Origin of the sequence: Streptomyces sp. HP-A2021 (assembly GCF_022807935.1) — a bacterium.
In the GTDB taxonomy this organism is placed as follows: Bacteria; Actinomycetota; Actinomycetes; order Streptomycetales; family Streptomycetaceae; genus Streptomyces; species Streptomyces afghaniensis.
Genome location: NZ_CP094344.1, coordinates 6825634 through 6840830, shown reverse-complemented (window position 1 = coordinate 6840830; position 15197 = coordinate 6825634). Strand labels below are relative to the sequence as shown.

Below are 15197 nucleotides of genomic sequence, written 5' to 3'. Positions count from 1 at the left end.
CCTAGTTCATCTCCCAGACGAGCAGCTCCGCCTCCGTCACGCCCTCGGCTTCCAGGGCCTTCGCGTCGGTGATCCGGGCCGCGTCGCCGGCGCCCAGCGTCTCGCCGTCCAGGCGTACCTCCCCGTGCACGACGTGCACGTACGCGAACGCCGCGTCCGGTACCGCCGTCCGCTCCCCCGCCCCCAGGCGCCGTACGTGCAGCATCGCGCCGGCCTCCGGGACGGCGTAGGGCGTCGAGTCGGCGATGCCGTGGACGACCTCGTAGTACGGGTCGCCGCCGGGCCGGAGCGGGGCCAGCCACATCTGGACGAAGGTGAGGGGGCCGGGGCCGTCGTTGCGCTCCACGTGCCGCACGCCGCCCGCCGAGCTCAGCCGCTGGACGTCTCCGTGGCGCACCACCGACTCGTGCCCGGTGGAGTCCCGGTGGGTCAGCTCTCCCTCGACCACCCACGTCACGATCTCGGTGTGGCTGTGCGGATGCTCGTCGAAGCCGGCGCCGGGCGCCAGGTGCTCCTCGTTGCAGGCGATCACCGCGCCGAAACGGAGGTTGTCCGGGTCGTAGTGAGGCCCGAAGGAAAAGGCGTGCCGGCTCTCGATTCCGGCCGCCGGGTCACCGCCCTGGTAGCGCTCTTCGGCGCGCCGAATGTCCATCACGGAGTCCACCGTAGACCCGGCGACGCACCTTCCCGTCCGGATAAGGCAGTCTTGTCCCGTGCCCGAACCCGAAACCAGCAAGAACCAGGCCGCAGCCCACGAAGTCCATCCGCATGCCGCGACGCTGAAGCGGCTGGAGAAGTCGTCCGGATCGCTCGCCGCGCAGGCCATCGCGCGGATGGACGAGACGCTGCCCTGGTACCGGGCCATGCCCCCGGAGAACCGTTCCTGGATCGGTCTGGTCGCGCAGGCGGGTATCGCCGCCTTCACCGAGTGGTTCCGGCATCCGGAGGCCCCGCAGGCCATCTCCACCGACGTGTTCGGAACCGCGCCGCGCGAACTGACCCGGGCGATCACGCTGCGCCAGACCGTGGAGATGGTGCGCACCACCATCGAGGTCATGGAGTCCGCGATCGACGAGGTCGCGGCCCCGGGAGACGAGGGGGTGCTGCGCGAGGCCCTGCTCGTGTACGCCCGGGAGATCGCCTTCGCCACCGCCCAGGTGTACGCGCAGGCCGCCGAGGCACGCGGGGCCTGGGACGCCCGCCTGGAGTCCCTGGTCGTGAACGCCGTGCTCAGCGGCGAGGCCGACGAGGGCGCCGTGTCGCGGGCCGCCGCCCTCGGGTGGAACTCGCCCGAGCACGTGTGTGTCGTGCTCGGCACCGCGCCCGACGGGGACAGCGAGCTGACCGTCGAGGCCATACGGCGCGCGGCGCGGCACGCCAAGCTCCAGGTGCTCACCGGGGTGCTCGGCGACCGGCTGGTCGTCATCGCGGGCGGCAGCGACAACCCGCTCGCCGTCGCCAAGTCGCTCATCGGCCCGTTCGCCGCCGGGCCGGTCGTGGCGGGCCCGGTGGTGCCGGATCTGCAGGCCGCGACCCGGTCCGCGCAGGCCGCGGCGGCGGGCCTCAAGGCGTGTTCGGCCTGGCAGGACGCCCCGCGCCCGGTGCTGGCGGACGACCTGCTCCCGGAGCGGGCCATGGCCGGTGACCCCTCGGCCCGCGAGCAACTGGTGGAGGAGATCTACAGACCGCTGGAGGAGGCCGGGGCCGCGCTCCTGGAGACCCTCAGCGTCTATCTCGAACAGGCGAGCAGCCTCGAAGGCGCCGCCCGGATGCTGTTCGTGCATCCCAACACCGTCCGCTACCGGCTTCGACGTGTGACTGACGTCACCGGCTGGTCACCCTCCGATGTACGCTCTGCGTTCACACTGCGGATCGCGCTGATCCTGGGGCGTCTGGTCGATGGAGATCTCCAGCCCTAAGGTTTTGTCGGGGCTCGACAAAACCCCCTCGTGTTCTTCGTCCCTGTCCCCACGGGCGGCCGTGCCCGTCCCCAAGAGAGAGTGTGAGAGTGCTCGTACTCGTCGCTCCCGGCCAGGGCGCCCAGACGCCCGGCTTCCTGACTGAATGGCTCGACTTCCCCGGTGTCCGCGGTGCCCTCGAGGCCTGGTCGGACGCCGCGGGTCTCGACCTGATCCGTTACGGCACCGAGGCAGGCGCGGAGGAGATCCGCGACACCGCGGTGGCGCAGCCGCTGCTGGTCGCGGCCGGAATGGCGTCCGCTTCGATGCTGTTCGACGACCCGGCCGACCTCCCACGGAAGGTCGGCGCCGTCGCCGGGCACAGCGTCGGTGAGTTCACCGCGGCCTCGCTCGCCGGGGTGCTCCCCCACGAGGAGGCGCTCCGCCTGGTCCGCACCCGCGGGCTCGCCATGGCCGAGGCCGCCGCCGTCACCGAGACCGGCATGGCGGCGCTTCTCGGCGGCGACCCCGACGTGACGGTCGCGCACCTGGAGAAGCTCGGCCTGACCCCGGCGAACATCAACGGCGCGGGCCAGATCGTCGCGGCCGGCACCAAGGAGCAGCTCGCCGCGCTGGAGGCGGACAAGCCCGAGGGCGTGCGCAAGGTCGTCGCGCTGAAGGTGGCCGGCGCGTTCCACACGCACCACATGGCCCCCGCGGTCGAATCGCTGGCGAAGGCCGCCGCCGAGGCTCGGGGCACCGGTGACCCGAAGATCACCTACGTCTCGAACAAGGACGGGCAGGCCGTCGCCGCCGGCACCGAGGTGCTGGAGCGTCTGGTCGGCCAGGTCGCCAACCCGGTCCGCTGGGACCTGTGCATGGAGACCTTCAAGGAGCTCGGTGTGACGGCCCTGATCGAGGTGTGCCCCGGCGGGACCCTCACCGGCCTCGCCAAGCGTGCCCTGCCCGGGGTGAAGACGCTGGCTCTGAAGTCCCCCGCCGACCTCGACGCGGCTCGCGAGCTCATCGCCGAGCAGAGTGCTTAGAAGGAGCCCGAGAGCATGGCGAAGATCAAGCCCAGCAAGGGCGCCCCGTACGCGCGCATCCTCGGCGTGGGCGGCTACCGCCCGACCCGGGTCGTGCCGAACGAGGTGATCCTGGAGACGATCGAGTCGTCCGACGAGTGGATCCGCTCGCGCTCCGGCATCGAGACGCGGCACTGGGCCTCCGACGAGGAGACCGTCGCCGCGATGTCGCTGGAGGCCTCCGGCAAGGCCATCGCGGACGCGGGCATCTCCGTCGAGCAGATCGGCGGCGTGATCGTCTCGACGGTCTCACACTTCAAGCAGACCCCGGCCGTCGCCACCGAGATCGCCGACAAGCTGGGCACCGACAAGGCCGCCGCCTTCGACATCTCGGCGGGCTGCGCGGGCTTCGGCTACGGCCTCACGCTCGCCAAGGGCATGATCGTCGAGGGCTCGGCGGAGTACGTCCTGGTGATCGGCGTGGAGCGGCTGAGCGACCTGACCGACCTGGAGGACCGCGCGACGGCCTTCCTGTTCGGCGACGGCGCCGGCGCGGTCGTGGTCGGCCCGGCCCAGGAGCCCGCGATCGGCCCGACCGTGTGGGGCTCGGAGGGCGACAAGTCCGAGACCATCAAGCAGACCGTGCCGTGGACGGACTACCGCGACGGGACGGTCGAGAAGTTCCCCGCGATCACCCAGGAAGGCCAGGCGGTGTTCCGCTGGGCCGTGTTCGAGATGGCGAAGGTCGCCCAGCAGGCGCTGGACGCGGCCGGGATCACCGCGGACGACCTGGACGTCTTCATCCCGCACCAGGCCAACGTGCGGATCATCGACTCGATGGTGAAGACGCTGAAACTGCCGGAGCACGTCACGGTCGCCCGTGACATCCGCACCACCGGCAACACCTCGGCCGCCTCGATCCCGCTCGCGATGGAGCGGCTCCTGGCGACCGGCGAGGCGAAGAGCGGCGACACCGCGCTCGTCATCGGCTTCGGGGCGGGTCTCGTCTACGCCGCGACTGTCGTTACCCTCCCCTAGGCACTCCGTGCCGGATCATGCGGTCCGGCACGGGAGAAACACCTGCCACACCCTCTGGAACATCTACGAAGGAGCGCCGACATGGCCGCCACTCAGGAAGAGATCGTCGCCGGTCTCGCCGAGATCGTGAACGAGATCGCCGGCATCCCGGTTGAGGACGTCCAGCTGGACAAGTCCTTCACCGACGACCTGGACGTCGACTCGCTGTCCATGGTCGAGGTCGTCGTCGCCGCCGAAGAGCGCTTCGACGTCAAGATCCCGGACGAGGACGTCAAGAACCTCAAGACCGTCGGCGACGCGACCGACTACATCCTCAAGCACCAGGGCTGATCGGTCGATCAGGCCCTTGGGCTGACTGCCCCGCCACCCGGCGGTGGCGCCGCTTAATCCTCGTATCCGTTGGAGAAAGAATTCCCGTGAGCCCGACCAATCGCACCGTGGTCGTCACCGGTATCGGCGCAACCACACCGCTGGGTGGCGACGTAGCCTCTACCTGGGAGGGCCTGGTCGCCGGACGTTCCGGCGTCAAGCCCCTGGAGCAGGAGTGGGCCGCCGAGCAGGCGGTCCGTATCGCGGCGCCCGTCGCCGTGGAACCGACCGAGGTCATCCCGCGGCCGCAGGCCCGCCGCCTCGACCGCTCGGCGCAGTTCGCGCTGGTGGCGGCCAAGGAGGCCTGGGCCGACGCCGGTTTCGAGGCGAAGGCCGGCGAGGACCCGGCCGTCGACCCGGACCGGCTCGGCGCGGTCATCGCCTCCGGCATCGGCGGCGTGACGACGCTGCTCGACCAGTACGACGTGCTCAAGGAGAAGGGCGTCCGCCGCGTCTCCCCGCACACCGTTCCCATGCTGATGCCCAACAGCCCGTCGGCCAACGTGGGGTTGGCCGTGGGTGCTCGGGCGGGCGTGCACACGCCGGTCTCCGCCTGCGCCTCGGGCGCCGAGGCCATCGGCTACGCCATCGAGATGATCCGCACCGGCCGTGCCGACATCGTCGTCGCGGGTGGCACGGAGGCGGCGATCCACCCGCTGCCCATCGCCGCGTTCGGCAACATGATGGCGATGTCCAAGAACAACGACGACCCGCAGGGTGCGTCGCGTCCCTACGACGTGGCCCGCGACGGCTTCGTCCTCGGCGAGGGCGCCGGTGTCGTCGTCCTGGAGTCCGCCGAGCACGCCGCCAAGCGCGGGGCCCGGGTGTACGCCGAGGCGGTCGGGCAGGGCATCTCCGCCGACAGCCACGACATCGTGCAGCCGGAGCCGGAGGGACGGGGCATCTCGCAGGCCCTGCAGAACCTGCTGGAGCGGACCGACCTGGACCCGGCGGAGATCGTGCACGTCAACGCGCACGCGACGTCGACGCCGGCCGGTGACATCGCCGAGTTGAAGGCGCTGCGGAAGGTGTTCGGTGACGACACCGACCACATCGCGGTGTCCGCGACGAAGTCGATGACCGGGCATCTGCTGGGTGGTGCGGGCGGTGTCGAGACGGTGGCGACCGTGCTCGCGCTGTACCACCGGGTGGCTCCGCCGACGATCAACGTGGAGAACCTCGACCCCGAGGCCGAGGCGAACGCGGACGTGGTGCGGGGTGAGGCCCGGAAGCTGCCGGTGGACGGGCGTATCGCCGCGTTGAACGACTCGTTCGGGTTCGGTGGGCACAACGTGGTGCTGGCGTTCCGGACGGTTTGATCCTGCCTTACGGCGAGTGGCCCGGACTCTTCGTGAGTTCGGGCCACTCGCCGTTTTGTGTCGTGTTGTGTGCCGGGTAGGGGCTGGTCGCGCAGTGCGCCCCTGGAGGCCCTACACCACCTGGTGGAGCCAGCGGACCGGGGCGCCCTCGCCCGCGTAGCGGAAGGGTTCCAGCTCGTCGTCCCAGGGCTTGCCCAGGAGTTTGTTGAGCTCTGCTTCCAGGTTGGTCTCACCCTGCTGGGAACGCTGCAGGGCCGCGCGCAGGCGGTCCTCGGGGATGAGGATGTCGCCGTGGATGCCGGTGACCGCGTGGAAGATGCCCAGGTCGGGAGTGCAGCTGTAGCGTTCGCCCTCGGCGGTGGGGCAGGGTTCCGCGGTGACCTCGAAGCGGAGGAGGTGCCAGCCGCGGAGTGCGGAGGCGAGCTTGGACGCCGTGCCGGCCTGGCCCTGCCAGGAGAACTCCGAGCGCCAGGTGCCCGGGGCGGCGGGCTGACGGATCCAGTCCAGGCTGACGCGCGTACCGAGCACCCCGGCGACGGCCCACTCGACGTGCGGGCACAGCGCGCGCGGCGCCGAGTGCACGTACAGAACTCCACGTGTCGTCACCGGAACCTCCGGGCAGAGCGGGACATCTTGGAAACGGGCGGAACGGCTGTGACCGGGAGGGTCACGTTGATGGCGAGGCTACCGTGCGGTGACGCAAGGAGTGTGACGTACGGTCGGTCCCGGTGCCGGGAAACGCCCGCCATTCACCCAGGGGGACGCTTGTACGGGTGTGAGCCGTTGCATCTGATCGGTCGGGAACCCTCGTGCGTTGTTATTGGTTGGGGAGACAGGCACGGTGCGGCGAGGGGATGGACCAGGGATGCGGAAGCGAAGCCACCGCCCGCGCGTCGTTCTTGCCGTGGCCGTGGCGGCGGCCCTGGGTGCCGCCGGGTGTGACGCCGTCGGGGGCGACTCCCCGGCCCCGTCCGCCACCGCCAAGCCGTCCCCCAGGCCCACGCCCCTCTGGGACCGCAGCCCGAGTTCCGTCGCGGCCGTGGGCGACTCCATCACACGGGGTTTCGACGCCTGTGACGTGCTGTCGGACTGCCCGGAGGCGTCCTGGGCGACCGGGGCGAGCCCCGAGGTCGACTCCCTGGCCGTGCGGCTGCTGGGGCGGGCCGGGGCCGCGGAGCGGAGCTGGAACTACGCCGTGACCGGGGCGCGGATGGCGGACCTGCCCGGGCAGGTCGCCCAGGCGGTGCGGCGCAAGCCCCAGCTGGTGACGGTGATGGTGGGGGCCAACGACGCCTGCCGGGCCACCCCCTCGGCGATGACTCCGGTGACGGAGTTCCGCGCCGACTTCGAGGACTCCCTGCGCTCCCTGCGCAAGGCGCTGCCCAAGGCCCAGGTGTTCGTGGCGAGCGTGCCGAACCTGAAGCGGCTGTGGTCGCAGGGGCGCACCAGCCCGCTGGGCAAGCAGGTCTGGCAGCTGGGCATCTGCCCGTCGATGCTGGGTGACGCGGACGCCGTGGACGCGACGGCGAACCTGCGGCGGAACACGGTGCAGAAGCGGGTGGAGGACTACAACAAGGTCCTGAAGGAGGTCTGCGCCAAGGACGAGCGGTGCCGCTACGACGGCGGCGCGGTGTACGACTACCGCTTCGGCACCGCCCAGTTGAGCCGCTGGGACTACTTCCACCCGAGCGTGAACGGACAGGCCCGGTTGGCGGAGATCGCCTACCGGACCGTCACGGCGCAGCGGCCCTGACCCAGGGCCTGACTTAGAGTTCCGCACATGAACGAACTCTTCGGCACACTTTCCGACGGCACGCCGGTGCACCGCTGGACCCTGGAGCGATCGGGCGTCCGGGTGCGGATCCTGTCGTACGGCGGAATCGTGCAGTCCGTCGAGGTGCCGGACCGGGTCGGCCGGGCCGGGAACGTGGTGCTGGGGTTCCCCGGCCTCGACGGTTATCTCACGCATCCGGAGCCGTACCTCGGGGCCCTGGTCGGGCGGTACGCCAACCGGATCGCCGGTGCCCGGTTCCCGCTGGACGGGCGGACGTACGCACTCGAACCGAACAACGGGCCGAACGCGCTGCACGGTGGAGTACGCGGTTTCGACAAGCGGGTGTGGGAGGGGACGCCCGTCGAGCACGGTGTGCGGCTCGCGCGGGTCAGTCCGCACGGGGAGGAGGGCTTCCCGGGGCGCCTGGAGGTCTCGGCGACGTACACGCTCCAGGAGAGCGGTGCGCTGCGGATCGCCTACGAGGCGGTGACGGACGCGCCGACCGTGGTGAACCTGACGAACCACAGCTACTTCAACCTGGCCGGTTCCGGCGACGCGGGCGGTCACGAGCTGCGGCTGGCCGCCTCCCGGTACACGCCGGTGGACGCGGATCTGATCCCGACCGGCGGCCTGGACGACGTGACCGGCACGCGCTTCGACTTCCGCGAGGCCCGTAAGGTCGGCGCCGGCTACGACCACAACTTCGTGCTCGACAAGGGTGTGACGGACGTTCCGGAACAGGTCGCGGAGCTGCACGACCCGGCGTCCGGGCGGGTGCTGACGGTGGCGACCACCGAGCCCGGACTCCAGCTGTACACCGCCGACCATCTGGGCGAGCCCTTCGCGCCCGGCGACGGCATCGCGCTGGAGACCCAGCACTTCCCCGACTCCCCGAACCGGCCGGAGTTCCCGGACACGGTGCTGCGGCAGGGCGGGGTGTACCGCTCGGAGACGGTGTACGGGTTCGGCATCCGCTAGAGGGTGTCGGGGCCTGAGAGACCACGAGCCCCGGTCCAGGGGTCAGGTCCCGGACCGGGGCTGCTCGGTGGGGAACTTGTCCCGGATCAGACGTTAATCGTCGCGGTGATCCTGCGGTCCGTGATCGAGCGCCCGACCTGGATCTCGTACGAACCCTTCACAAACGACCACGACATGGTCGTCTCGTCCCAGATCTCGAAGGCCCGGCGCGGCAGTTCGACGGTCGCCTCGACGCTCTCGCCGGGTCCGGCGTCCACGCCCGCGAAACCGGCCAGCCAACGGGCCGGGCGGGCGGGGTCGGGCTCGCTCGGGGCGAGGTAGAGCTGGACGACCTCGTGGCCGGGGCGGTCGCCGGTGTTGCGCAGGCGGACCTTCGCGGTGGCCCGGTCGGCGGCCCCTTCGACCTCGACCGACTCGTAGGTCCAGTCGGTGTAGCCGAGGCCGTGGCCGAAGGGGTAGGCGGGGGTGCGGCCCTGCTTCTCCCAGGCGCGGTAGCCGATGAAGACGTCCTCGTCGTAGGGGAGTTCGCCGTCCGTCGGCACGACCCGGGTGACCGGGGCGTCGGTGAGGGAGCCCCAGGTGGTGGGCAGCCGTCCGCCGGGCTCGTGGGCGCCGGTGAGCACGTCCGCGAGGGCCGCGCCGCCCTCCTGGCCGGGAAACCAGGTGAGGAGCACGGCGGCGACGTCGTCGCGCCACGGCATCTCCACCGGGGAGCCGGCGTTGACGACCACGACGGTGTCCGGGTTGGCGGCGGCGACGGCGCGGACCAGGTCGTCCTGGCGTCCGGGCAGGCGCAGGTCCGTGCGATCGAAGCCCTCCGACTCGACGCGGTCGGTGGTGGCGACCACGACGACGGCCGTGTCGGCGGCCCGCGCGGCCGCTGCGGCCTCGGCGATCAGCTCGTCGGGATCGCGCTGCGGATCCTGGTGGGCGAGGGTGAAGCCGATGGTCCGCATGGGGTGGTCGCTGGGCGGCGGGACGGTGTAGGTCAGGGAGACCTCGACCGGTTCGCCCGTGGTCAGGTCGACCCGGGCGTGGGGCACCGGGGATCCGAAGAACGCCGCGAAGGGGTCGCCGTCCTCGGCGGGGCGCTGGACGTCGTCGAAGTACGTGGTGCCCGCGACGGCCAGCCTGAAGGGGCCGAGGCCTTTGATGCCGAAGGTGTGCGTGCCGGTCTCGCGCGGGGTGAAGGTGCCCGTCAGCTCGACGGTCGCCAGGGTGTCGTGGGTGACGCCGTCCGGGAGGTCGTCGCCCATCCACTGGATGTGGCCGCCGGCGGCCGAGCGGGTGCCGATGACGGTGCCCTCGCCGTCGCGGCAGACGGCCCGCAGGTCGAAGCCCTGGTCGGCGACGGGGAGTTCGGTGTTCGGGTCGGCGCCGAGGGCGTAGGTGAGGCTGCCGTCGGGGAGGGCGGCGGTGAGGCCGTCGAGCGGGGAGACGGTCCGGGCGGGGAAGACGGTGGCGGAGCCGCCGCCGAGGACACGGGCGTCGCGGGCGGCGGCGCCGATCAGCGCGATCCGGCCGGGCTTCAGCGGCAGGGCGCCGTTCTCGTTGCGGACGAGGACGAAGGAGCGGCGGGCGATCTCGCGGGCGAGCGACTCGCCGTGGACGGGCTCGGGCAGGTCGGTGACGGCCGGTTCGGCGCCCTCCAGGATGCCGACGCGGGCGGCGAGGCGCAGTACGCGGCGGACGGCCTCGTCGACCTGGGCCTCGTCGGCCCGGCCGTCCCGTACGGCCTGGGCGAGGGCCTCACCGTAGACGGTCTGCGGGCCGGGCATGGCGATGTCGAGGCCGCCGGCGAGGGCGCCGGTGGTGGAGCGGGCGGCGGTCCAGTCGGAGACGTTGATCCCGTCGAAGCCCCACTCGCCGCGCAGGACCTCGTTGACCAGGTGGTGGTGCTCGGTCATCGTCGTGCCGTTGACCGTGTTGTAGGCGGTCATGATGCCCCAGGGGTGGGCGTTCTCGACGATCGCCTCGAAGGGGGCCAGGTACAGCTCGCGCAGGGCGCGTTCGCCGACGAGGTTGTTCACCGTGAGGCGGTCGGTCTCGGCGTCGTTGGCGACGAAGTGCTTGACGGTGGTGCCGACGCCGCCGGACTGGACGCCGCGGACGTACGCGGCGCCGATCCGCCCCGTGAGGTACGGGTCCTCGCTGTAGGCCTCGAAGTGGCGGCCGCCGAGCGGGGAGCGGTGCAGGTTGACCGTGGGGGCGAGCAGGACGTGGACTCCCTTGCGGCGGGCCTCCTGGGCCAGCAGCACGCCGGCCCGGTGGGCGAGCCCCGGGTCCCAGGTGGCGGCGAGGGCGGTCGGTGAGGGCAGGGCGACGGACGGGTCGTCGGCGCTCCAGTGCACCCCGCGGACGCCGATCGGGCCGTCGGACATGACCAGGGAGGCCAGTCCGGCCTCCGGCAGGGCGGGCAGGCTCCACATGTCCTGGCCGGCCAGCAGCCGTGCCTTGGCGTCCAGGTCGAGCTTGCCGAGGGCGGCCTCGACCGCCGCCTCGCGCCGTACCTCTGCTGTCTCCGCCACGTCGGCACCTCCACGTCGAAAGCCGCTGGACGTCACCATCGTGCCCGGACCACCTGTGACGCGGTAGGTTTCGTTATGTTCTCGTAATAATGAGCGGTTCGGCATGTCGTACGGTGACGCCATGAGGGCCAGGACCAGGAGCGAGGAACGGCGCGCGGAGATCGTGCGGGCCGCGCTGGAGGTGATCGCCGAGCGCGGCTACCGGGGAGCCAGCCTGGCCGCGGTCGCCGAACGGGTCGGGCTCACCCAGCAGGGGCTGCTGCACCACTTCCCGACCAAGGAGGGGCTGCTGGTCGCGGTGCTCCAGGAGCGGGACCGCTGGGACGCGATGCCCGCCGGCCGGCTGCGGCTGGACCTGCTGGCCTCGCTCGTCGAGTACAACGCGATGCGTCCCGCCATCATCCAGACCTTCTCGGCGCTGCTCGGCGAGAGCGTCACGGAGGACCATCCGGCGCGCACGTACTTCACGGAGCGCTACACCGGGGTGCGCGAGGGCATGGCCGAGGTGCTGCGCGCCGAGTACGGCGACCGCCTGCCGAGCGGCCTCACCCCCGAGCGTGCCGCGCCCCTCCTCGTGGCGGTACTGGACGGCCTTCAGTACCAGTGGCTGCTGGACCCGGAGTCCGTGGACATGCCGTCCGCGTTCCGGGACTTCCTGACGCTGCTGGGCGAAAACCGACCAGACTGACCTAGCGGACGGGGACGGCGGCCACGACCTCGACCTCGACGAGGGCCTCCGGGCGGAAGAGCCGGGAGACCTCGAAGGTCATGCTGGTCGGCGGGGTGCCGGTGAGGAACCGCCGTCGCACGGTGCCGTACTCCTCCAGCTTCGCGATGTCGGTCAGGTACGTGCGGATGCTGACCACGTCGGCCAGGGTGGCGCCGTGTGCCTCCAGCAGTGCGGCGAGGGTCTCGAAGACGCCCCGGGTCTGCTCGGTGAGGGTGTCGCCCTCGGCGATCTGGCCGGAGACGAACAACAGGGCGCTGCCGTCGGCGTGTTCGACGCGGGCGACCTGGGAGTAGTACGGGCTGAGGGGCTGGGGTGCGGAGGCGGGGTTGTCCAGCGTGATCTGCATGCCGTCGACGCTAGGCGGGGTGCCGGTGATGCGACAAGCGAATGTCTAGCATGGCAGACATGCCGTACACGCATGGCGAGATACCCGACCTCTCCACCGTCTGGCTGCGGGCCTTCCTGGAGGTCGCCCGGCACGGCTCGTTCACCGGGGCCGCCCGGACGCTCGGCTGGACTCAGTCGGCGGTGTCCCGCCAAGTCGCCTCGCTGGAGGCCGCCTTGGGCGGCGGCCCGCTCTTCGACCGGCTGCCCCGCGGGGTGCGGCTGACGGAGGCGGGGCGGCTCCTGGTGCCGCACGCCGAGACCGTCGCCGCCGCGCTGCACGAAGCCCGGCGCGACCTCGACGCCCTGCGCGAGGCGGCCGGCGGACGGCTCCGGTTCGGCGCCTTCGCCACCGCCGACGCGGCCCTGGTGCCGCACGCCCTGGCCCTCTTCCGCGCCCGCCACCCCCGGGCCCGCGTCACCCGCGAGGAGGGCTTCACCCCCGCTCTCCTGGACCGGCTGACGGCCGGTCACCTGGACCTGGCGATCGTGTCGACGACCGGTCGCGCCCCGCTGGAGGCGTACGCACTGCACCACCTCCTCGACGAGCCGCTGTACGTCGCCGTCCCCGCCGGGCATCCGCTCGCCGGTCACGTAGGCCCGGTGCCGCTCGGCCGGTTCGCCGACGCCGACTGGATCTGCGGCAGCGCGCGGCCCGAAGGCACGCTGCTGGACGCGGCCCTGCGCCAGGGCTTTCGCCCACGTGTGGCCCACGTCGTCGGCGAGTGGACCGCCAAGCAGGGCTATGTCGCCGCCGGGCTCGGTGTGACGCTCGTGCCGGCGCTCGCCGCCGAGGCCGTCCGCCCGGACGTCAGGCTGCTGCGGGTGCTCGACGAGGGCGCCCCGGCCCGGGCGGTGTACGCGGCGACCGTGCGAGAGCGGTCCCCGACCCCTGCGGCCGTGGCCTTCATCGACGCACTGCGGGAGGCGGCGGCGAAGGTCCCCGCCTGAGCCCCGCCCATGGCGTGGCCACCAGCGGTCACGCGATACTGCCGCCGTCCGGCACCACGCACCACCCCCACCGTGACGGAAGGCCTGAACCCCCTTGAATTCCATACGCGTTCGCCTCGGCGTCCTCGGCCTGGCCCTGCTGACCGGCTTCAGCACCCCGACGGCCGCGAGCGCCACCGAGGCGGCCCCCTCCCCCACCGTCGAGGAGCGGCGGCTCGACAGAGCCGTCCCGCAGGAGATCCTGCGGCGTTCCGGATTCGACACCGTCGCCCCGAGGTTCGCCCGGGCGCTCGACGAGGCCCGTTCCTACGCGCAGGCCCGCCGGGCGGTCGTACGTGAGGGAACTCAGTTGTGGCGGCGGGCCGTCGACCGGGCGCAGGGGCGCGGTCCCGCCGACGGAGACCTCAGCCGGGACGACGACCGGCCGCTGTACTGGGCACGGCTCGCCCTGACGCGTGAAGTACGCACCTGGGAGCCGGAGTTCGGCCTGACGGACGGGCAGCGGACCGCGCTGCTGGGCGAACTGGAGCGCACCTCACGCGGCCGGACGGCCATCGGCTACCCGCACGGCAAAGGCCTGAAGCGGATCCTGGTCACGGGCTTCGACCCGTTCACCCTGGACCGGGACATCCGTATCTCCAACCCGTCCGGCGCCACCGCGCTCGCCCTCGACGGCACCGTGATCGAGACGGCGGACGGCCCCGCCCGGATCGAGACGGCCGTGTTCCCGGTGCGCTGGCAGGACTTCACGGAGGGGACGGTGGAACGCACGCTGCGGCCGCACCTGCCCGAGGTCGACCTGTTCACGACCGTGAGCCAGGGGCGGGTCGGGCGGTTCGACGTGGAGCGGACCAACGGGGCCTGGCGGGGCGGCTTCGCGGACAACGACAACATCGGCCGTACGGAGACCGTCCCCGTCACCGACCCGGCCTCGCAGCCGCAGTGGACGACGACCACGCTGCCCTACCGGGCGATCGTCACCGCCGACACCGGCCGTTTCCCCGTGTACGACAACACCGGCGTCACCGAGATCCCGGCGGGCGGCACGGAGCCCGTCGTCCGCCCGGACGGACCGACGCCCGGCTCGACCGCTCGCGCGGGCGGCGGCGGTGACTACCTCTCCAACGAGATCGCCTACCGGGCGACGCTGCTGCGGGACCGGCTGGGGCTGCACGACAGGCTGCCGGGCGGCCATGTGCACACGCCCGTGCTCCAGTTCGGCACCGGGAACACCACGGAGGTCACCGACCCGGAGTTCGTGCGGAACCGGCTGGACATCATCGCGCAGGTGAGGACGATCCTGAGGGTGGCTGCGGAGGAGTCGTGACGGCCCCGTCGCCCTCCGCGCCGTCCTCCCGGTTCTCCTCGCCCAGCAGGTCACGCGCCATGAGGGTGGCACCGGCGACCGCGCCCGGCATCAGGAACACCGCGACGAACGGGACCAGGAAGGCCACGGCCAGCGGCGTGCCGAAGCCCCACACCAGGGTCTTGCGGGAGCGGAGCAGGCCGAGGCGGGTGCGCAGTTCCACGCTGCGGCGCTGGAGGGCGACGGCGGTCAGTTCCTCGGTGAGGAAGAACCCGGTGACGAAGAACCCGATCACCGGTACGACCGTCTGGCCGACGACGGGGATGAAACCGCACGCGAACAGCAGCACGCCCCACAGGGCGGCCCGGAGGACGATCCGCAGGCTGTCCCGGGCGGAGATCCACAACTCCCGCCAGAGCGGCAGGCCCGACTCGGGGGCGTGGCCGTCCGGGGACACGTCCCGGTCGACCTTCTCGGAGAGGTTCTCGTAGAAGGGCTGCCCGATCAGCAGGGTCACCGCGGTGAACGTCACGACGGAGAGGAGCAGGGCGAGGGCGAACAGCACGGCGGTCAGGAAGCCGCGGAAGAGCCCGAGCCACGGGCTCGACCAGCCGTCGGCGAACGGGGTGGCCCAGGCGACGGCGTCCTCGCCCCACAGCGCCAGCGCGACGAGCGCCGCCGCGTACAGGACGAGGGTGATCAGGCCAGGGAGCAGCCCGAAGCCGTAACTCTTGCCGTGCCGGGCCACCCACCGCTGGCCCTTCAGCAGGTACCGGAAACCCACCCCGAGATCGCTCATGGGAAAACCCTATCGGGGCAGGCCACGCCACTCCCCGACAGGGCCGTACGGGTCACCGGTGACACCAAGGCGGCCTTGTTGCCGTTGAGTCGAACCGG

Annotated in this window: 15 protein-coding genes; 10 read left to right on the top strand and 5 right to left on the bottom strand. The window is 72.0% G+C overall.

Annotation, left to right across the window (positions count from 1 at the left end; translation table 11 throughout):
• Position 1: 1 nt before the first annotated feature.
• Positions 2-652: a pirin family protein gene (locus MQE23_RS30905; RefSeq protein ID WP_037668304.1), complete on the bottom strand. Its 651-nt coding sequence runs from the start codon at positions 650-652 to the stop codon at positions 2-4.
• A gap of 61 nt (positions 653-713) precedes the next feature.
• On the opposite strand from MQE23_RS30905, the gene fasR reads away from it, so the two are divergent.
• From fasR to fabF, 5 genes are all read left to right on the top strand, one after another.
• Positions 714-1919, top strand: a complete 1206-nt coding sequence (gene fasR, locus MQE23_RS30900; RefSeq protein WP_243380851.1) for a fatty acid biosynthesis transcriptional regulator FasR — start codon at positions 714-716, stop codon at positions 1917-1919.
• 89 nt (positions 1920-2008) lie between these two features.
• The gene (locus MQE23_RS30895; protein WP_020270044.1) at positions 2009-2944 is read left to right on the top strand and encodes an ACP S-malonyltransferase; all 936 of its coding nucleotides are present in this window, start codon (positions 2009-2011) and stop codon (positions 2942-2944) included.
• Positions 2945-2959: 15 nt separating this feature from the next.
• The gene (locus tag MQE23_RS30890) at positions 2960-3961 is read left to right on the top strand and encodes a ketoacyl-ACP synthase III (protein WP_020270043.1); all 1002 of its coding nucleotides are present in this window, start codon (positions 2960-2962) and stop codon (positions 3959-3961) included.
• 81 nt (positions 3962-4042) lie between these two features.
• A complete protein-coding gene (locus MQE23_RS30885; protein WP_003989952.1) occupies positions 4043-4291 on the top strand; it encodes an acyl carrier protein in 249 nt (82 codons plus the stop codon).
• A gap of 86 nt (positions 4292-4377) precedes the next feature.
• Positions 4378-5649, top strand: coding sequence for a beta-ketoacyl-ACP synthase II (fabF, locus tag MQE23_RS30880; protein WP_037666980.1), 1272 nt, complete (start codon positions 4378-4380; stop codon positions 5647-5649).
• Between the two features lie 111 nt (positions 5650-5760).
• Here the strand turns inward: fabF and MQE23_RS30875 are convergent, their stop codons facing one another.
• A complete protein-coding gene (locus MQE23_RS30875; RefSeq protein WP_020270041.1) occupies positions 5761-6255 on the bottom strand; it encodes a DUF3145 domain-containing protein in 495 nt (164 codons plus the stop codon).
• A 259-nt stretch (positions 6256-6514) separates the two neighbouring features.
• On the opposite strand from MQE23_RS30875, the gene MQE23_RS30870 reads away from it, so the two are divergent.
• Both MQE23_RS30870 and MQE23_RS30865 read left to right on the top strand, forming a co-directional pair.
• Positions 6515-7402, top strand: coding sequence for an SGNH/GDSL hydrolase family protein (locus MQE23_RS30870; RefSeq protein WP_037666978.1), 888 nt, complete (start codon positions 6515-6517; stop codon positions 7400-7402).
• Between the two features lie 27 nt (positions 7403-7429).
• Complete coding sequence (locus MQE23_RS30865) at positions 7430-8401, top strand: aldose epimerase family protein (protein ID WP_243380850.1); 972 nt, start codon at positions 7430-7432, stop codon at positions 8399-8401.
• Positions 8402-8487: 86 nt separating this feature from the next.
• Here MQE23_RS30865 and MQE23_RS30860 read toward each other — a convergent pair whose 3' ends face one another.
• Positions 8488-10968 (bottom strand): glycoside hydrolase family 3 C-terminal domain-containing protein, encoded by a 2481-nt coding sequence (locus tag MQE23_RS30860; RefSeq protein WP_243380849.1) that lies wholly within the window; start codon positions 10966-10968, stop codon positions 8488-8490.
• A 64-nt stretch (positions 10969-11032) separates the two neighbouring features.
• Between MQE23_RS30860 and MQE23_RS30855 the strand changes: the two genes are divergently transcribed.
• A complete protein-coding gene (locus MQE23_RS30855) occupies positions 11033-11617 on the top strand; it encodes a TetR/AcrR family transcriptional regulator (RefSeq protein WP_020270037.1) in 585 nt (194 codons plus the stop codon).
• A 1-nt stretch (position 11618) separates the two neighbouring features.
• Here the strand turns inward: MQE23_RS30855 and MQE23_RS30850 are convergent, their stop codons facing one another.
• Complete coding sequence (locus tag MQE23_RS30850; protein WP_243380848.1) at positions 11619-12005, bottom strand: RidA family protein; 387 nt, start codon at positions 12003-12005, stop codon at positions 11619-11621.
• Between the two features lie 50 nt (positions 12006-12055).
• Here MQE23_RS30850 and MQE23_RS30845 point away from each other — a divergent pair, with 50 nt between their 5' ends.
• Both MQE23_RS30845 and MQE23_RS30840 read left to right on the top strand, forming a co-directional pair.
• Positions 12056-12994, top strand: a complete 939-nt coding sequence (locus MQE23_RS30845) for a LysR family transcriptional regulator (protein ID WP_243380847.1) — start codon at positions 12056-12058, stop codon at positions 12992-12994.
• A 94-nt stretch (positions 12995-13088) separates the two neighbouring features.
• Positions 13089-14321, top strand: coding sequence for a hypothetical protein (locus MQE23_RS30840; protein ID WP_020270034.1), 1233 nt, complete (start codon positions 13089-13091; stop codon positions 14319-14321).
• Here the strand turns inward: MQE23_RS30840 and MQE23_RS30835 are convergent.
• Positions 14272-15099, bottom strand: coding sequence for an EI24 domain-containing protein (locus MQE23_RS30835; RefSeq protein WP_243380846.1), 828 nt, complete (start codon positions 15097-15099; stop codon positions 14272-14274). The genes MQE23_RS30840 and MQE23_RS30835 overlap by 50 nt on opposite strands.
• Positions 15100-15197: the final 98 nt, after the last annotated feature.

Excerpts from the sequence above, each read along its gene's own strand:
- MQE23_RS30890 (WP_020270043.1), top strand. The coding sequence starts at position 2,960 with ATGGCGAAGATCAAGCCCAGCAAGGGCGCCCCGTACGCGCGCATCCTC.
- MQE23_RS30885 (WP_003989952.1), top strand. The coding sequence starts at position 4,043 with ATGGCCGCCACTCAGGAAGAGATCGTCGCCGGTCTCGCCGAGATCGTG.
- MQE23_RS30865 (WP_243380850.1), top strand. The coding sequence starts at position 7,430 with ATGAACGAACTCTTCGGCACACTTTCCGACGGCACGCCGGTGCACCGC.
- MQE23_RS30835 (WP_243380846.1), bottom strand. The coding sequence starts at position 15,099 with ATGAGCGATCTCGGGGTGGGTTTCCGGTACCTGCTGAAGGGCCAGCGG.
- MQE23_RS30855 (WP_020270037.1), top strand. The coding sequence starts at position 11,033 with ATGTCGTACGGTGACGCCATGAGGGCCAGGACCAGGAGCGAGGAACGG.
- MQE23_RS30850 (WP_243380848.1), bottom strand. The coding sequence starts at position 12,005 with ATGCAGATCACGCTGGACAACCCCGCCTCCGCACCCCAGCCCCTCAGC.
- MQE23_RS30860 (WP_243380849.1), bottom strand. The coding sequence starts at position 10,968 with ATGGTGACGTCCAGCGGCTTTCGACGTGGAGGTGCCGACGTGGCGGAG.
- MQE23_RS30870 (WP_037666978.1), top strand. The coding sequence starts at position 6,515 with ATGCGGAAGCGAAGCCACCGCCCGCGCGTCGTTCTTGCCGTGGCCGTG.
- MQE23_RS30905 (WP_037668304.1), bottom strand. The coding sequence starts at position 652 with ATGGACATTCGGCGCGCCGAAGAGCGCTACCAGGGCGGTGACCCGGCG.
- MQE23_RS30845 (WP_243380847.1), top strand. The coding sequence starts at position 12,056 with ATGGCAGACATGCCGTACACGCATGGCGAGATACCCGACCTCTCCACC.